Origin of the sequence: Winogradskyella luteola (assembly GCF_019203985.1) — a bacterium.
In the GTDB taxonomy this organism is placed as follows: domain Bacteria; phylum Bacteroidota; class Bacteroidia; order Flavobacteriales; family Flavobacteriaceae; genus Winogradskyella; species Winogradskyella luteola.
This window is the reverse complement of record NZ_JAGSPD010000011.1, coordinates 21,444-38,661: the sequence shown is the minus strand read 5'-3', so window position 1 is coordinate 38,661 and position 17,218 is coordinate 21,444. Positions and strand designations below refer to the sequence as shown.

The window sequence follows — 17,218 nt, the reverse complement described above, 5'->3', positions numbered from 1 at the left end:
ATTCGTTCTAAACAAAAGATCAAAAACCCCTTGATTTCACTACAAAAGTATGACAAAAATCATGTTTTAATAAAAAATAAACTCAAAAAACCAGAAACGACACTTTAAGTTCCTCTAGCGTTACTTTTTTAGTATTAACAAAATTACATTTGTGATTGTTAATTTCCTAGTCAGGTAAACGAGCGAATGCAACAACACAAAAGCACATATTTTTATGCCATTGGGCTCAGCTACAAAAAAGCTGATGCAGAAGTGCGTGGCCATTTTAGTTTAAGCGATACTGCTAAACAAAATGTTTTGGCACAGGCCAAGGATACTGGTATCGAAAGTATTTTGGTTATTTCTACATGTAACCGCACAGAGCTTTACGGTTTTGCGGAGCATCCTTATCAGTTAATTCATCTACTTTGTGAAAACACCAAAGGAACGGTTGAAGAGTTTCAGGATGTAGCCTATGTTTATAAAAACAAAGAAGCCATAAGCCATATGTTTCGTGTGGGTTCTGGCTTAGATAGTCAGATTCTTGGTGACTTCGAAATTATTAGTCAGCTTAAATTCGGGGCGAGAGCTTCAAAAAAAGCAGGCTTGTTAAATTCTTTTACTGAGCGATTAATTAATGCTGTAATCCAAGCCAGTAAACGTATTAAAAACGAGACGGAATTATCTTCTGGTGCAACATCTGTGTCTTTTGCTTCTGTTCAGTACATTATGAACAATGTTCATAATATTTCAGAAAAAAACATTCTACTTTTCGGGACAGGTAAAATTGGACGTAACACTTGTGAAAATTTAGTAAAGCATACTCAGAATTCTCATATTACCTTAATCAACAGAACGAAGACCAAAGCTGAAGAAGTTGCCGGTAAATTTAATTTGGTTGTAAAGGATTATGAAAATCTAGAACAAGAAGTTAATGGTTCAGATATTCTAATTGTAGCTACTGGAGCACAAAATCCTACGGTTTATAAATCTTTGATTTCAACTGAAAAACCGCTATTGGTTTTAGATTTATCTATTCCGAAAAATGTAAACGAAGATATTAGAGAATTATCTAATGTTACTTTAGTGCATTTAGATGATTTGGCTAAGATTACTGACGATACTTTAGAAAAGCGTAAAGCATATATTCCGGCTGCCGAAGCGGTTATTGAAGACATCATGGGAGAATTTAATGCTTGGTTAGACACGCTTAAATTTGTACCTACGATTCAAGCGATTAAACATAAGCTTACAGATTATAAAAATTCTGAATTAAACACGCAGCGTAAAAAGTTATCTGATTTTAACGAAGATCAAGCTGAACTGATTACCAATAATATTATTCAGAAAATCACCAATCAATTTGCCCATCACTTAAGAGCGGATGGCAATTCTGCAGATGAGAGTATAGAGCTCATCAAAAAAATATTTCAGTTAGAAACTACCAATAATGTCTAAAACAATTCGCATTGGCACACGCGATAGCCAGTTGGCTATGTGGCAAGCAAAAACAGTTCAGGAACAACTTGAACATTTAGGTCATAAAACCGTTTTGGTACCTGTTAAATCTACAGGTGACTTAATACTCGATAAGCCTTTATACGAATTAGGAATCACAGGTATTTTTACTAAGACCCTGGATATAGCAATGCTTAACGAAGACATTGATATTGCTGTCCATTCGCTCAAAGATGTACCAACCATTTTACCTAAAGGTATCGTACAAGCTGCCGTTTTAAAACGCGGCAATGTAAATGATACTTTGGTTTTTAAAAAAAATGAAGAGTTTCTGTCCGAAAGAGATGCTGTTATAGCTACTGGCAGTTTACGACGACGTGCACAATGGCTTAACCGTTACCCAACACATACAGTTGTTGGTTTACGTGGTAACGTAAATTCAAGACTTCAAAAATTAGAAGATAATGACAATTGGAATGCCGCTATTTTTGCTGGTGCCGGAATTGGGCGTTTAAATCTTACCCCAGAAAATTCAATCAATTTACATTGGATGATTCCTGCTCCTGCACAAGGAGCTATTATGATTACTGCTTTAGAAAGTGATGAAGAAACCAGAGCAATATGTGCCGAAATTAATCATGAAGAAACGGAAATCAGTACGTCTATTGAGCGCGAATTTCTAAATAGACTAGAAGGTGGATGTACCGCTCCGATTGGTGCCTTGGCTTATATAAAAAATGAAGAGGTTAATTTTAAAGGTATTCTCCTGAGCAAAGATGGCACCAAAAAAATTGAAGTCTCTAAGGTGGTTGCCTTAGGAAAACACCATGATTTAGCCGAGTTCTGTGCCAATTATATTATTGGTAAAGGTGGAAAAACGTTAATTGACCAGTTACAGCGTAGTGACAAAGCAACCAATATTTATTCGACTAAAAAATTAACCGACGATCAATATTTACTGTTTCATAACGCTGTTGTTGCTGATAGCAATGATGTCATAAAAATCAGTTTGAATCGTATCCCTAAAACTTTGGTGAGAAACGAAATCCAGAATGTTATCATTACAAGTAAAAATGCTGTTGAAGCCTTATTAACCAATTTTTCTGCTCCAGAGTTACAATTCAAAAATATTTATTGTGTTGGCAGACGTACCAAGCGCATGGTCGAAAAACGTATTGGCAAAGTGACACATACCGAAACTAATGCTAAAAAACTAGCAAACTATTTGGTTGAATTTATGGATGGTACCGAGGTGACCTATTTCTGTAGTGACTTACGATTAGATGATTTACCGAACATCTTAACTGAAAACAATATTAACGTAAACGAAATAGAAGCTTATCAAACCAAGTTTGATGCTGATAAAGTAGGCCACAATTTAGATGGCGTTATGTTTTACAGTCCATCAACTGTTGAAAGTTTTTTAAAACAAAATAAAGCATCTGGAATAGCATTTTGTATTGGCGAAACCACAGCAAAATCAGCAAGACAGTATTTTGAGGATGTGAGAGTTGCAAAAGTACCTACGGTGGAAAGTGTGATAGAATTAGTAAACTTATACTATGTTCAATAGCTGTTAGCCCTTAGCTATTAGTCGAAAAAACGAAAGAAATGAGAAACTTTAAGCAACTTGAAATTTGGAAAAATGGAATTCAAATAGTCAAGCAAGTTTATGTTCTTTCTCAAAAGTTAAAGTTTATTCAACCTGAAGATTTAAAAACCATTTTTGAACTTTTAAACAAAGAAGCAAAAATGATTAATAGTTTAATTAATAAAATCAAATACAGCTAAAGGCTAATGGCTAATAGCAAAAAGCTACCATGATTAAAAACGATTTATTCTTAAGAGCATTAAAAGGTGAAACTGTACATCGTCCCCCAGTTTGGATGATGCGCCAAGCTGGACGTTACTTGCCAGAATTTATGGAAATAAAGGCAAAGTACGATTTCTTTACGCGTTGCCAAACACCAGAATTGGCTAGTGAAATTACGGTTCAGCCTATTAGACGTTATGGAATGGATGCTGCAATATTATTCTCAGATATTTTAGTGATTCCGCAAGCCATGAATATTGAGGTACAGATGAAACCCAATTTTGGACCTTACTTACCAAACCCTGTACGCTCTCAAAAAGACGTTGATAATGTTATTGTTCCAGATGTAAAGGAAGAACTGAATTATGTTTACCAGGCCATAAAAGCGACTAAGGAAAAACTTAATAATGAAATTCCATTAATTGGTTTTGCTGGTTCTCCTTGGACTATTTTATGTTATTGTGTACAAGGTCAAGGTTCTAAAAACTTTGATAAAGCTAAAGAGTTTTGCTTTACTAATCCTATTGCTGCGCATCAGTTATTGCAGAAAATCACAGATACAACGATTGCCTATTTAAAAGAAAAAGTAAAAGCAGGTTGTAACGCCGTTCAGGTTTTTGACTCTTGGGGAGGCATGTTATCACCTGTGGATTATCAGGAATTTTCTTGGCAATACATTCAACAAATAATAGATGCTTTAAAAAACGATGCTCCAGTTATTGCTTTTGGTAAAGGTTGTTGGTTTGCCTTGGGTGAAATGGCTAAATCTGGCGCTTCTGCCCTTGGTGTAGATTGGACATGTTCAGCAAGAAACGCACGTTATTTAACAGGTGGAAATATTACATTACAAGGTAATTTTGACCCAACACGTTTATTCTCTCCACCTTCAGAAATTAGGAAGATGGTACATCAAATGATCAATGAATTTGGAAAAGACAAATACATTGTAAATTTAGGTCATGGCATTTTGCCAAATATAGGCTTAGATAATGCCAAAGCATTTATTGATGCAGTTAAAGAGTATGAAAGCTAAATACTATTTTTACTGTGTAAATACCTTTTTATGCCAAATTCATTTCAAAGATTAGCGAAGAAATACAAACTTCTAAAGCAAGGTTGGACACCTCAGCAAAACCTTTTTTATGGATTTCTCACATATATATTAATTGGGGCAATTCTTTTGTCATTGCCCATTGCACATAAAAATTCAGCAGTAATACTAGATCATTTTTTCATTGCAACATCAGCCGTATCAACAACGGGTTTGGTTACAGTATCTATTTTTGATACTTATAACGGTTTCGGGCAATTTGTAATAATGGCTCTTATTCAATTAGGTGGTATTGGGTATCTAACGTTTACAACCTTTATGCTGCTATCCACGACTCGAAAGATGACCCTATGGCATAAAAAAATTCTTTCTACAGAATTCACCTTACCAAAAACCATAAAAATTACAGATTTTCTTAAGTCTGTAATTCTGTTCACCATTATTATGGAATTAATTGGTGCTATTCTATTTTTTATAGCATTTAAAAATGAAGGTATGCAGACTGGCGAAGCATTATGGTCTTCAATCTTTCATAGTGTTAGTACATTTTGCACTGCTGGCTTTAGCTTATTTAATGATAGTTTTATGGGTTATGCAGATAATGGTTTTGTCAACTTCATAATTTCAATGCTCGCTATTTGTGGCTCATTAGGTTTTATAGTTATTACTGATTTTGGAATGATGATAAAGAACAGATCGCACAAACTTAGTTTTACTACTAAAATTGTCCTTTACGGATTTGTTATCCTGTTAACCGTAGGTACAGCTTTCTTTTATTTCTTAGAACCAACTATTGCTGAAAGTACAGATTCAAGATTTCTGACTGCTTTTTTTCAATGCATGACCGCCATGACCACAGTGGGTTTTAATACTGTAGATTTTGGAATGTTTACACAAGCCATGATGCTTATCTGTATATTTTTAATGTATATCGGAGCATCACCATCAGGAACAGCAGGAGGCATAAAAATAACTACTTTAACAGCTGTTTTCGCAATCATGAAAAGTCGTTTAAGAGGTCGTAAAAACATTACGTTTTTGGGTCGTCAAATTCCATACGAACGCCTTTATATTGCGACTTCAGCTTTCATTTTCTATACAATCATTATTGTCTTTGGTACATTTTTAATAACATTAACGAACGATCTTAAATTTGAAGATATATTATTTGAAGTCTCTTCAGCTCTTGGTACCGTGGGTATTAGTACGGGAATTACAGGAGATTTAAATACCTTTGGTAAATTTGTAGTGATTCTGCTAATGTTCATTGGTCGTTTGGGAGTATTAACTTTTGGACTGGCAATTTGGTCTAAGACTATGAGCAATGAAGAAGAGCGATTACTTAAAGAAGATATTGCGGTATGATAAAAAATATTATTAGAGGATTACAGGTCTATTCGGGTGCTTATGGTTTAATTTCAAAATTAAAACTATGGAAGTACTTTATAATTCCTGTTATTATAAGCATTGTAGTATTTGCAATGATTTTTGTTTCCGCCTATGGCTTATCTGATAATCTCGGTGAATGGATTGCAGGAATTTGGGTTTGGGAAACTGGTAAAGCTACTTTTACTGCAATTTCAACATTTATAGGTGGTATTGTAATTTTTGCCATTGGGCTTATTCTTTATAAGCATATCATTATGGCGTTGTCATCACCATTTATGAGTCCAGTTTCAGAGAAAATCGAAGCCTATTTTACAGGAAAGCCAGCCAAAAACTATGTCAGTACTTCTTTCTCAAAACAGTTAATGCGTGGTATTAGAATTAGCTTAAGAAATTTATCAAAAGAGTTGTTATATACCATTCCTATTTTACTATTAAAATTTATACCTGTTGTCAATATTTTTTCAACAGTCTTACTCTTTTTGGTGCAAGCTTATTATGCAGGTTTTGCCAATATGGATTACACGTTAGAGCGTCATTTTAAATACAAAGACAGCGTTACTTTTATTAGACAGCATAGAGGTTTAGCCATTGGTAATGGAATAGGCTTTTTATTATTGTTGTTAATTCCTGTTATAGGGGTAATTTTGGTCTTACCGTTAAGTGTAACCTCAGCATCTGTCATTGCTGTGGATCTATTATTTGATGATGATGATGAGATTGGTTTTGAACCTTTTGATAAAATAGAACTGGATTGATGCTTATACAATTTGAAGAGTTTGAAATTAGTTCCGTTCACAATGGGGATGCTTGGAAAATCTGTAATCTTATGGTTGCAAATGCCGATCGGTTTAAGCGTTATTTCCCAAAGACTTTGGAGCAAAATCTAAATCCTACACTGGCAAATCTATTTGTAGAAAAGAAAGTGAAGCAATTTAAAAACAGAGAAGAGTTTTTGTTCACTTTAAAGCAATCCAAAAGCAGGAAACTTGCGGGTCTCATTTACATTAAAGAACTCGATTGGGAAGAGAAACAAGGTGAGTTTGCCTATTGTATTGACTATACATTTAAAGGGCAAGGACTAATGAGTAAAGCTATAAAAGAATTGTCCATTTATGCCTTTGAAGATTTAGGACTAAAAACCCTTCAAATTATTGTTAACAAAGATAATGTAGGAAGTGTAAACGTTGCCACGAAGAATGGTTTCCAATGGCAAAGAACTAATATAAAAGAATTCACTCCACCTGGTGAGCAGGCTTTGGATATGGAGGTTTACGAATTGTATAAAAACTAAATTGCCCTGATCCCACAAGGTTTTAAAAAACCTAGTGGAATCAAATAACAACACATGGAAAAACTAGAAAAAGACAATTATTATCACATTTATAATCGTGGAATTAATGGCTGTAAAATTTTCAATTCAGATGAAAATAAGCGTTATTTTCTTGAACAGGCAGCAAAACATTTTGAAAATATTGTTTCTGTAATAGCTTTTTGTCTTTTAGATAATCACTATCATTTTTTAATTCAGGTCAATAAAGAGTCAAAACAAGTAACGCAAGCATTTTCAAACTTTTTCAATGCTTATTCAAAAGCATTCAATAAGCAAAATGACAGAACAGGAAGCTTATTTGAAAAACATTTCAAAAGAAAAAAAATTGATTCTGAAGAATATTTCATAAAACTCTTTTGCTACATTCACTTAAATCCTGGGCAGAATTGGGAAAGTTATCAGTATTCATCTTACCAATATTACATTCATAAAAAACAACCTAAAAACTTGAATATCTATAAACAAGATGCTGTAAACCTATTTGAAGATATTGAGAATTTAAAAATAGTGCATCACCAATACAATAATGAAGACCTACAAGGTTTTAAAAACCTTGCAGGACAAGAAACCAACAACTCTAACCTGCAAGGTCTCAAAGACCTTGTAGGTTTTGAAAAAGACAACTCTATAAAAGACAAATTCTTCAATTACATACACAAACTTCAAGATGCCATCACTTCAAAATTAGAAGCCATTGATGGCAATGCTGCATTTAAAGAAGATCTCTGGAAGCGACCGGAAGGCGGCGGCGGCAGAACCCGTGTTATTGAAAACGGAAATGTATTTGAAAAAGGAGGAGTCAACATTTCGGGTGTACACGGTAAGCTCCCAAAAAGTATGCAAAACTATTTTGGGGTGAAAGATGCTGATTTCTTTGCGTGTGGATTGAGCTTGGTATTGCATCCTAAAAGTCCGATGGTGCCAACGGTACATGCCAACTGGAGATACTTCGAGATGTACAATCAAAATGGCGATATTGTTGACCAATGGTTTGGTGGAGGCCAAGATTTAACTCCTTACTATTTGTTTGATGAAGATGCGAAGCATTTTCACCAGATTTGTAAAGCAGCATGTGACAAACACAACCTAGAATTCTACCCAAAATACAAAGCAAGGTGTGATGAATACTTTTACAACTCGCACCGAAATGAGGCTCGTGGAGTGGGAGGATTGTTCTTTGATTACTGTAAAAAAACGGATTCGATGAGCATGCAGAACTGGTACGACTTCGTTGCCGAAGTTGGTAATAGTTTCTTAGAAGCTTATGTGCCGATTGTAGAAAAAAGAAAAAGTTTACCATACACCAAAGCACAACGTAATTGGCAGGAAATTCGTCGTGGTCGCTATGTGGAATTTAATTTAGTACACGATAAAGGCACTTTATTCGGATTAAAGACCAATGGAAGAATTGAAAGTATCCTTATGAGTTTGCCTCCTCATGTGCAATGGGTATACGATCACCATCCAGAAAAAGGAAGTGAAGAAGAACGATTACTTAATGTATTACAAAACCCTGTGGATTGGGTTTAATTTTTTCATTCTGAACAAAGTGAAGAATCTTTTGAAATTATATTTATAAGATTCTTTGTTGCACTCTGAATGGCATATCAAATAAAACAATAAAGTTGTAAGTCAGTAACTTATAACTTTGTACTTATAATTTATAACTTTAGAACATGTTTCCAATTAGAAGAAATAGACGCCTTAGAACTAATGAAGCCATTAGAAGTTTAGTTAGAGAAACCATTATCTCTCCTAACGACTTCTTAGTACCACTTTTTGTAGTAGAAGGCAAAGGTGTAAAAGAGGAAATTGCATCAATGCCCAATTATTACCGTTACAGCTTAGATTTACTTAAAGCCGAAATAAAAACACTTTGGAGTTTAGGTTTAAAATCAGTGTTACTTTTTGTAAAGATTGATGATGCTTTAAAAGACAACAAAGGTACCGAAGCCTTAAACTCAAACGGCTTAATGCAACGTGCCATCAAAGTGGTTAAAGATGTTTGTCCGGACATGTTAGTGATGACAGATGTTGCTCTAGATCCATTCTCCTCTTATGGACATGATGGTATTGTTGAAGATGGACGAGTTATTAATGATGCTACGGCTGAAGTTTTAGCAGAGATGAGTATCTCTCATGCTGAAGCTGGAGCTGATTTTGTTGCCCCAAGCGATATGATGGACGGTAGAATTATCGGAATTAGAGAAGGTTTGGACCAATCTAACTTTTTGGATGTTGGAATTATGAGTTACTCTGCAAAATATGCATCCGCTTTTTATGGTCCTTTTAGAGATGCCTTGGATTCTGCTCCTGTTGATATGGTAGATGTACCAAAGGATAAAAAGACTTATCAAATGGATGTTGCCAACCGTGACGAAGCCATACGAGAAACCGAAATGGATATTAGTGAAGGAGCAGATATCGTTATGGTAAAACCTGGGCTTTGTTATTTAGATATTGTACGCGATGTTAGAAATAGCTTTGATATTCCAATTGCGGTATATCAGGTCTCTGGTGAGTATGCCATGCTCAAAGCTGCTGCAGAAAAAGGATGGTTAGACCATGATGCCGTGATGCTGGAGCAAGTCACGTCCATTAAACGTGCTGGTGCAGATATTATAGCGAGTTATTTTGCTAAGGATGTGGTGAAGTTAATATCATAATTGTTGTATTTAACCTTATTTCGCATACCTTTCGGCAGGCTTAAAACTAATGGGTCTTGGTATTAATATTATATCCATTGAAGATATAAAACGATAAGTGAGAAGCTGTAATCTCAGCAACCTGAACATCTCATTAATTAAAATCTATAACCTCATACAATAAAATATCTATTTTATTGATTCTAATTGATTTTCTGTATAGCAGCAAAAACCCGACCTGTTTTATGTTTTCTTGGTTAATTATTCAATCAAATAATTTTATGTTCTTTGTACTTCCTCCAATATTGTAGCTTAAGCCTACTGTAGAAATTACATTACCATCAGACTCTGTATTGACATTAAAATCTTCACCGAAAGTATATGTAATTAGAATATTCTTGGCAAGCTTATATTCAATATTTAATACAGCTTTAAGGTCCTCTTTTGAATCATCCATGAGTTCTATATTCTGAAATCTTTGAATAAATTCGCCAGAGAAAGAAAGCTTATCTTTTTCAAAAACCAATTTAGCTCCAATATCAAAATTATCAGTTTCTACATTATCGATAACATCATTCTTTATAAATCTAGCTACTCCCAAAAATTCAAATTTTTCATTTTCTGTTCTATAAGATGGTGTTAACCAAAAGCCCCATTTTGGTACACTCGATTTATCAAATTCATTATCACTGAAGTCTAATGTAAAAGCTGAGGCAAACTCTAAGAAAAATCCTTTGTAATTTTTATTGTTTAAGTCTATGAGTGTTTCAACAGCTTGTGATTTAGATTGAATATCATTTTTGTTTTCAGTTAGTACCTGTACTACTAAAGTGCTATTAATATAAGATAGTAATTTGGTTTGAGTGTCTAAAGGAGACGTGTTATTTTTTTCTCTCAGAGGGCTTACAATATCTTTTTCAATGATTTGTCTAATACGTTCTTTTACTTGTGAGTTTAGGCTCTTAGACTTAAACAAATTTTCAATTTCAACAGGGAAACTATCGAGAAATGCATTAAAATCAGTGTATCTAGGGTCAGCTGCTAAAGTCTGGGTTAGATTAATAGCACTTACCATCGTCAAACGAACCTCCTTTAACTCTAATAAAGCTTGTTGAAGCTTTTCTTTATTCTTTTTTGACGGTGAGCCTGAGAAGATCAATGTTCTATACCCAATACCCAAACGTCTGCCGGTACTTGTCGCTTCGTCATCAATCTGATTTTCAATATCTATAGTTGCTATTGAGATTGAGGAGTTTCTGGCCATATTGGTCCAAACCGAATTTAGGCTGGGATCCAATAATTTATCAAAAGTTAGATTTTTGTGATTAAAGAGCCAATAAGGAGAAAACTCTAATGCTAGGTTTTGAGGAACTGAAAACCCGTTTTCATCAGAAAAATTATCGAATAAATTGGCTTTAAATGCATCAAAAGTTGTTGGCCTGGCAATTTCTGTAGGTTGAACACCCAAAATTGTAAATGCTGGTGATGATGGTGCTTTTAATTCTGTTAGATCAAAATCTTGTGCGTTTGAATAATTAAAAAATATCAGAATGCTTAATATTAATAGTCGTAGTTTCATAACTCAAATAAATTTAATAAACGTTGTATAATAAATAGCTGAATTGTCTTCTTCTACATCCTCACTATATGTTTCCACTTCCTCCCCATTTATATAATAAGATATGCTAGTTTTATTAGTATCGGGATTGGTATCAGTAACTAAAGAGCCTATTAGAATAAAAGTTCCTTCTAACTTTGCCCCTGTACCTATCTTTATATTTATTATACTTCCTGTGTGATATTGGCCTTCAACATCTCTAAAGCTGGAATCGCCATCTTGACCGTTCCCAAAAGTAATCGTTAAATAATAGGCTTCACCTGAGTCCACATTGTACTCTGTTTCATTTACAATATTTTTCATACTTCTTAGTTTAAATTATTATTTAGTCTTTTATTTTTATTAACTTTTTTACATTACCTATATCTCTTTTATAGTCTGTCCGTTTAGGTATTTCAAAAGCTTTGTTTTGTGTTTTGCCATCTATATCTATATATTCTATGGCTATTGTCTTGGTCTCAAGCAATTTTGCTGTGATCATTAGTTTTTGGTCTTTTTCATTCACTTCAATATGAAGCTTCTGTGTTTTCTTAAAATCCTTGTAAATTTCGTTTTCCATCTTTAGAAGATCCTCAGATTTTTTATACTCTGCATCTCTTAACACCTTTTCCTTTTCTGCTTCTTTTATTTCTAGATTCAGATAGTACGTAGTAATAGACCCTCCTATGAGTACTGCAAACGTCGCAAGTCCTACCCACTGTTTTGCGCTAACGATATCTTTCTTTAAATTGATAACCAATTTATTATAAGTATCATTTATTTTTAAAGGGCTTCTAATATCTAAGCTGTCTAAAGAAATGCTTTGTCCCACTGAGATTTTAAATAATGCCCAATAGACCACAACCAACGGCAGAAAAAACCCAATGTAAATCCATGGGCATACCGACTTGAACAATAGCACAGTTGTTAAACCAGCTGTAGTATAAAATCCCAATAAGAATTTTAAATACGTATTATAGTTTATTAAATGCTTGTTAAGATTAGTAAATGTATCATCAACTAATTCTTGCCCTTTCCCTAACCAAAACTGGTCAAAATCTTTAAGCTCACTCATCTTTATTGATCTTTAAATAAACTCTCTGGGTGTTCTTGCCGCACGGACATTTTACAACAATATAATCGTCTATTGGGCCTTCTTCTATTGTATCTGCGCCCCTAATCCCTAAATTACTTTCCACAGTTGGTCTGGTAACTACTGTATATATAGGCGATGTAATTACGCTAAATTCCTTTTGGCAGGAATCATCATTGCAGGTAATCTTCTGTATCTCGTGCAAGGAGGTCTTAGCATCCATAATTCAAAATATTAAATTATGCTACTAAACTAGGTCTAAAGGGAAGGTATTTCCATACCCATTAATGGGTATTTACGCTTAAAAATACTAAATAGTAATATATTAACATAGACCAAATGCAATTTTTTAAACCCCTATATACATGGTAATTTTCACGTAACTTAAGGTTAACGCTAGGTTAACCAGGTGTAATTTCTTTTTTAGGCCAATTCTGGCAGTTAGATTTGTAGTGTACAATCATTAAAACGAATTATTATGAATTTCAAAAAATTACTAAGTTAGGCGAAGATTTAAAACACTTCATCTCTGGTACCGACGCTAAAAAATAAAGTGAAGAAGCTGTAGCAAGAGTAAAACGCGAACTCGAGCGTGCAGAGCGTGAATTGGCTAGAGCTAAGCGCGAAACAGAGCACGCTGAAAGAGAAGTGAAACGCGCTACTAAAAACTAGAGAACTCCCCAACGAAAAAGAAAGACTATTAGAAAAGTGTCATTAAAAACTTTTCTATTAGTTTTTATTTAGTTGCCTTCATCAGACCAAAATCCATTTGCCCATTTTCTATAGTCTTCTTCTGTTATAATATCGCCTTCTAAAGGTTCTTCAATTTCTTCGGCTTCATAATGGTCTAATTCTATACTCTTAGCCAGATAAGTATATTTATTATTCTGAAACTCTAAAACCAATCCTGGAAGTCCATTGAATCCTCTTGGGCCATGTGGAAGAGGAATCTCTTTTGTAAACCAGGCTATGCGGTTTTCCTTTGCCGTTAAAATAGCTTTATAACATAAGTAACCATTAATAGTTTTAGTCTCTTCGGTTATATCCCAAAGTATAGGTTCTTTTTTTATACGTTTTCTAGTTCCCACAACTTCAGAAGTGCTGATGTTATAATTTCTTGTCCAATCAGAGTAGTACAAGTTCGCACTACCCGCCATATACCAACTCATATTTATACCAGATGGTGTAATATTAACTACGCCATTATCGTTATCCCATCTAGGTATTTCAACTTTTTCTTCAACATAATACAAGGAAACGCTATCATTAAACACCAGGTAAGCCTCAACAGGTTGGGACTCATGTAACATTTCTAGAGCTTCGTTTTTAGCTTCAGTATTCTCTGGATTCTCATAAGGTTTTTCAATAGTACTTTTGTCTAAAGATACTTTATAAACTACTTTTCCCTTTTTTTGTGCATTCAATAAAAGAGAGAGAGTTATAATGAAAAAGGTTACAATATTTTTCATATTTAAAATTATGAAAAAAATATTTAGCACCACATTAACTATTCATTTTGTAACTTCGCAATAATTAAACTTCTATGCATTAATGGGCTTACTCATTTTTTACGCTGTTATATCTATTTTCTTTTCATTTTTGTGTTCTATTCTAGAAGCTGTGCTACTTAGTATTACACCTACATTTATCAACGTTAAAAAGAAAGAGGGCAAAGCTTATGCTAACGATTTAGAAGAGCTAAAAAAGGACGTTGACCGGCCCTTAATTGCAATTTTAACCTTAAACACAATTGCGCACACCGTTGGTGCTATTTTGGTTGGTGTACAGGCAAAAGTTGCTTATGTAGAACTCTACGGGACTACCAAACGCAGCATTCTTGGTGTAGAATTCACAGAAGATTTAATGGTTGGTGTCGTTTCTACGATTATGACGATTTTAATATTGGTCGCTTCAGAAATCATTCCCAAAACCATAGGTGCGACCTTTTGGAAACAGCTTGCTAACTTTACAGCAAAAGCGCTCAACGTGTTGATATTTCCATTAAAGTGGACCGGTATTTTGTGGTTGCTCCAACTCACAACAAAATTAATTGGTGGCAAAGGCCACGGTAGTGTTTTAAGTCGCGAAGGTTTTGTGGCCATGACTGAAATTGCTCACGAAGAAGGTGTGTTTGAAGAAAACGAAAGTAAAGTTATCAAAAATCTCTTAACCTTTAAGGAAGTGCAGGCAAAGGACATTATGACACCTCGTACAGTAATGAAAACCGAAAACGAGACCATGAATATCGAAACCTTTTTTGCCGCAAACCAAAATATTCGTTTTTCTCGTATCCCTGTCTATACTGAAGATTCAGATAACATTACAGGTTTAGTTCTAAAAGATGAAGTCTTTAAAGAAATGGCACTTGGCAATGGTTCTAAACTACTTACAGACATTAAACGAAGTATTATCATTGTTAATCGCAGTATGCCAATTCCGAAACTATTTGAGCAATTGGTAGAAAGCCGAAATCACATGGCTTTAGTCGTCGACGAGTACGGATCTGTTAGTGGTTTGGTTACTATGGAAGATGTTATTGAAACACTTCTTGGTCTAGAAATTATGGATGAAAGTGATAATGTATCGGACCTACAAATGTTGGCCAGAAAAAGTTGGGAAAGCAGAGCTAAACGTTTGGGTTTAATAGAAAACGACAATCCTGAAAGCTAATGCCAACTTGCTATATTGAAACACCACTTGGCCATGCTAAAATTGTTGGAGATAGCAATGGCATTGCCTCAATTTCAATATTAGACACACCTCAAGAATTATCTAAAGTTATTCAAGAATCACTTTTAGATTGTGTAACGCAGCTTAAGGCCTATTTTAAAAACGAGCTTAAAACCTTCGACTTAAAATTAAATCCAGAGGGTACCGCATTTCAAAAAAAGGTTTGGAAACAATTGCAAACCATCCCTTATGGTAAAACCATTTCTTATTTAGATTTAGCCAAACAATTAGGTGATGCAAATGTCATAAGAGCAGCAGCAAGTGCCAATGGTAAAAATCCGCTTTGGGTTATTATACCTTGTCATCGCGTTATTGGCAGCGATGGCAGTCTAACAGGTTATGCAGGCGGGTTACACAGAAAACAGTGGTTGCTAAATCACGAGAGTGAACACAAACAACAAACCCTGTTTTAATGTACAAATCGGGCACAGAATTATTAAAGCGATTTTTTAAAGCCTCAACGATATATAAGTATGGTTTCAATTGGTCGCCAATGTATAGAAGAACTACAGCAAAACTAATTGAGGTTAGTGATGATCTACACTACGTAAAAATTAGACTTAAACTCAATTGGAAAAACCGCAACTATGCAGGTTCTATCTTTGGAGGTAGTATGTTGGCGGCAACAGATCCAATTTATATGATTCAATTGATTCAAATTTTGGGAGATGATTATGTGGTTTGGGACAAGGCTGTTGAAGCACGTTACAAGAAACCAGCAAAGTCAACTATCTATGGTGAATTTATCTTTACAGAAGATGAAATTGAAACAATAAAACAGAACGTAGCTGAACATAATGAAATCGATATTTTAAAAACCATGAGTCTTGTTAATGAAGAACAAAATATAATTGCTACTTTTAATAAAACACTTTATATCGCCGACAAGCGTTTTTATAAAGAAAAGCTTAGGAAGCGTAGAACAAAAAACTAATAAATTACCCCCAATGAAATTCCTTAAAAAACTATTTAAATTCTTAATCATCCTTTTCGGATTACTAATTGTTGTTCTTTACATTACAGATACAGATTACCTCATCAAAGCTGTAAGGACTATATACATGAAAGGCCATACCACAGCTTTTCTGGAAGATTACAAAGAATTTGACAACCAGACCATAGAAGCAAGTAACAATCCGCAACCTTGGCCCAATCATAAAAATTATAATACCGTTGAAGCAACCGATGTATTGAAAAATGCTAACAACGATTGGGGAACAATTGCCTATCTAATTATAAAAAACGATAGCATTTGGTTTGAAGCCTATTACGATGGCTTTGGTGAAGATTCAAAATCGAATTCGTTTTCAATGGCCAAAAGCTATGTGTCTGGATTAATGTTCATGGCTATTCAAGATAGTTTCATAAAAAGTTTAAATCAGCCTGTATGCGATTTTTTACCTGCATTTTGTGAAGGCAATGCGGCAAATATGACGGTTGGTGATTTATCCTCTATGGCATCTGGCACCAATTGGGACGAAGCCTATTATTCGCCCTTATCTATCACAACACGTGCTTATTTTGATGATGATTTAGCCAAAGTAATGAATGGCTTAAAAATGAAAACAGACCCAGGCAAAGCTTTTAAATATGCTAGTGGAGACACACAAATGTTGGCTATGGTAATAGAAAAGGCAACAGGTAAAAAGCTCTATGATTATTTTGAAGAAAAAATTTGGAAACCTCTAGGTTCTGAAAATTCAACATTATGGCAAGTGGATAGCGAAGATCACGATTTGGTAAAGGCGTATTGTTGTATAGCAAGCAACGCCAAAGATTTTGCACGTTATGGCAGATTATTTAAAGACCATGGCAAATGGAATGGAAAACAAATCATAGATTCTAGTTATGTCGCAAAGTCCATAAAACCACGGTTTGCTGAAAGCCCTGAATACGGTTACGGTTGGTGGTTACATCATCAATTAGGAAAAGACTTTTTTATGATGCGAGGCCATTTGGGTCAATATGTTATTGTGCAACCAGAGGACAATGTTATTATTGTAAGGCTGGGGCATAAAAAGTCACCAAATCTTGCAAGCGATGGTATATACACGTACGATATTAGTTTGTATATTGATGAAGCTTATGAGATGATGAGCAAAAAAAATTAAAAATTAAAAGCCCCCTATTTTC

The 17,218-nt window shown here is 34.5% G+C and carries 18 protein-coding genes; 13 read left to right on the top strand and 5 right to left on the bottom strand.

Annotated elements, in window-relative coordinates:
• Positions 1–186 precede the first annotated feature (186 nt).
• The 9 genes from hemA to hemB all read left to right on the top strand — a co-directional run bounded on the left by hemA (position 187) and on the right by hemB (position 9,686).
• The gene (gene hemA / locus KCG49_RS13010; protein ID WP_218547092.1) at positions 187–1,437 is read left to right on the top strand and encodes a glutamyl-tRNA reductase; all 1,251 of its coding nucleotides are present in this window, start codon (positions 187–189) and stop codon (positions 1,435–1,437) included.
• A complete protein-coding gene (hemC, locus tag KCG49_RS13005; protein ID WP_218547090.1) occupies positions 1,430–3,010 on the top strand; it encodes a hydroxymethylbilane synthase in 1,581 nt (526 codons plus the stop codon). Before hemA ends, hemC begins: the two co-directional genes overlap by 8 nt.
• A 38-nt stretch (positions 3,011–3,048) precedes the next feature.
• The gene (locus KCG49_RS13000) at positions 3,049–3,228 is read left to right on the top strand and encodes a four helix bundle protein (protein WP_218547088.1); all 180 of its coding nucleotides are present in this window, start codon (positions 3,049–3,051) and stop codon (positions 3,226–3,228) included.
• Positions 3,229–3,257: 29 nt separating this feature from the next.
• Positions 3,258–4,283 (top strand): uroporphyrinogen decarboxylase, encoded by a 1,026-nt coding sequence (gene hemE, locus KCG49_RS12995; RefSeq protein WP_218547086.1) that lies wholly within the window; start codon positions 3,258–3,260, stop codon positions 4,281–4,283.
• 30 nt (positions 4,284–4,313) lie between these two features.
• Positions 4,314–5,666: a TrkH family potassium uptake protein gene (locus tag KCG49_RS12990; protein ID WP_218547084.1), complete on the top strand. Its 1,353-nt coding sequence runs from the start codon at positions 4,314–4,316 to the stop codon at positions 5,664–5,666.
• A complete protein-coding gene (locus KCG49_RS12985) occupies positions 5,663–6,445 on the top strand; it encodes an EI24 domain-containing protein (protein WP_218547083.1) in 783 nt (260 codons plus the stop codon). The genes KCG49_RS12990 and KCG49_RS12985 overlap by 4 nt, the downstream gene beginning before the upstream one ends.
• The gene (locus KCG49_RS12980; RefSeq protein ID WP_218547081.1) at positions 6,445–6,981 is read left to right on the top strand and encodes a GNAT family N-acetyltransferase; all 537 of its coding nucleotides are present in this window, start codon (positions 6,445–6,447) and stop codon (positions 6,979–6,981) included. The genes KCG49_RS12985 and KCG49_RS12980 overlap by 1 nt, the downstream gene beginning before the upstream one ends.
• 666 nt (positions 6,982–7,647) lie before the next feature.
• On the top strand, positions 7,648–8,550 hold the full coding sequence (hemF, locus tag KCG49_RS12975) for an oxygen-dependent coproporphyrinogen oxidase (RefSeq protein WP_218547180.1): 903 nt from the start codon (positions 7,648–7,650) through the stop codon (positions 8,548–8,550).
• 146 nt (positions 8,551–8,696) lie between these two features.
• The gene (gene hemB, locus KCG49_RS12970) at positions 8,697–9,686 is read left to right on the top strand and encodes a porphobilinogen synthase (protein WP_218547080.1); all 990 of its coding nucleotides are present in this window, start codon (positions 8,697–8,699) and stop codon (positions 9,684–9,686) included.
• A gap of 244 nt (positions 9,687–9,930) precedes the next feature.
• Here hemB and KCG49_RS12965 read toward each other — a convergent pair whose 3' ends face one another.
• From KCG49_RS12965 to KCG49_RS12945, 5 genes are all read right to left on the bottom strand, one after another.
• Positions 9,931–11,244 carry a hypothetical protein gene (locus KCG49_RS12965; protein ID WP_218547079.1) on the bottom strand — a complete coding sequence of 438 codons (1,314 nt, stop codon included), beginning with the start codon at positions 11,242–11,244 and terminating at the stop codon, positions 9,931–9,933.
• Between the two features lie 3 nt (positions 11,245–11,247).
• Positions 11,248–11,586, bottom strand: a complete 339-nt coding sequence (locus KCG49_RS12960) for a hypothetical protein (RefSeq protein ID WP_218547078.1) — start codon at positions 11,584–11,586, stop codon at positions 11,248–11,250.
• A gap of 22 nt (positions 11,587–11,608) precedes the next feature.
• On the bottom strand, positions 11,609–12,337 hold the full coding sequence (locus KCG49_RS12955) for a hypothetical protein (protein ID WP_218547077.1): 729 nt from the start codon (positions 12,335–12,337) through the stop codon (positions 11,609–11,611).
• Positions 12,330–12,578, bottom strand: a complete 249-nt coding sequence (locus KCG49_RS12950; protein ID WP_218547076.1) for a hypothetical protein — start codon at positions 12,576–12,578, stop codon at positions 12,330–12,332. Before KCG49_RS12950 ends, KCG49_RS12955 begins: the two co-directional genes overlap by 8 nt.
• 517 nt (positions 12,579–13,095) lie before the next feature.
• Positions 13,096–13,824 (bottom strand): GLPGLI family protein, encoded by a 729-nt coding sequence (locus KCG49_RS12945; protein WP_218547075.1) that lies wholly within the window; start codon positions 13,822–13,824, stop codon positions 13,096–13,098.
• Between the two features lie 82 nt (positions 13,825–13,906).
• On the opposite strand from KCG49_RS12945, the gene KCG49_RS12940 reads away from it, so the two are divergent.
• The 4 genes from KCG49_RS12940 to KCG49_RS12925 are packed head-to-tail and all read left to right on the top strand — an operon-like array spanning position 13,907 to position 17,196.
• Positions 13,907–15,025, top strand: coding sequence for a CNNM domain-containing protein (locus KCG49_RS12940; RefSeq protein ID WP_218547074.1), 1,119 nt, complete (start codon positions 13,907–13,909; stop codon positions 15,023–15,025).
• Positions 15,025–15,498, top strand: a complete 474-nt coding sequence (locus KCG49_RS12935) for a methylated-DNA--[protein]-cysteine S-methyltransferase (RefSeq protein WP_218547073.1) — start codon at positions 15,025–15,027, stop codon at positions 15,496–15,498. Before KCG49_RS12940 ends, KCG49_RS12935 begins: the two co-directional genes overlap by 1 nt.
• The gene (locus KCG49_RS12930) at positions 15,498–16,019 is read left to right on the top strand and encodes a PaaI family thioesterase (protein WP_218547072.1); all 522 of its coding nucleotides are present in this window, start codon (positions 15,498–15,500) and stop codon (positions 16,017–16,019) included. The genes KCG49_RS12935 and KCG49_RS12930 overlap by 1 nt, the downstream gene beginning before the upstream one ends.
• A 13-nt stretch (positions 16,020–16,032) precedes the next feature.
• Positions 16,033–17,196: a serine hydrolase domain-containing protein gene (locus KCG49_RS12925; RefSeq protein WP_218547070.1), complete on the top strand. Its 1,164-nt coding sequence runs from the start codon at positions 16,033–16,035 to the stop codon at positions 17,194–17,196.
• Positions 17,197–17,218: the final 22 nt, after the last annotated feature.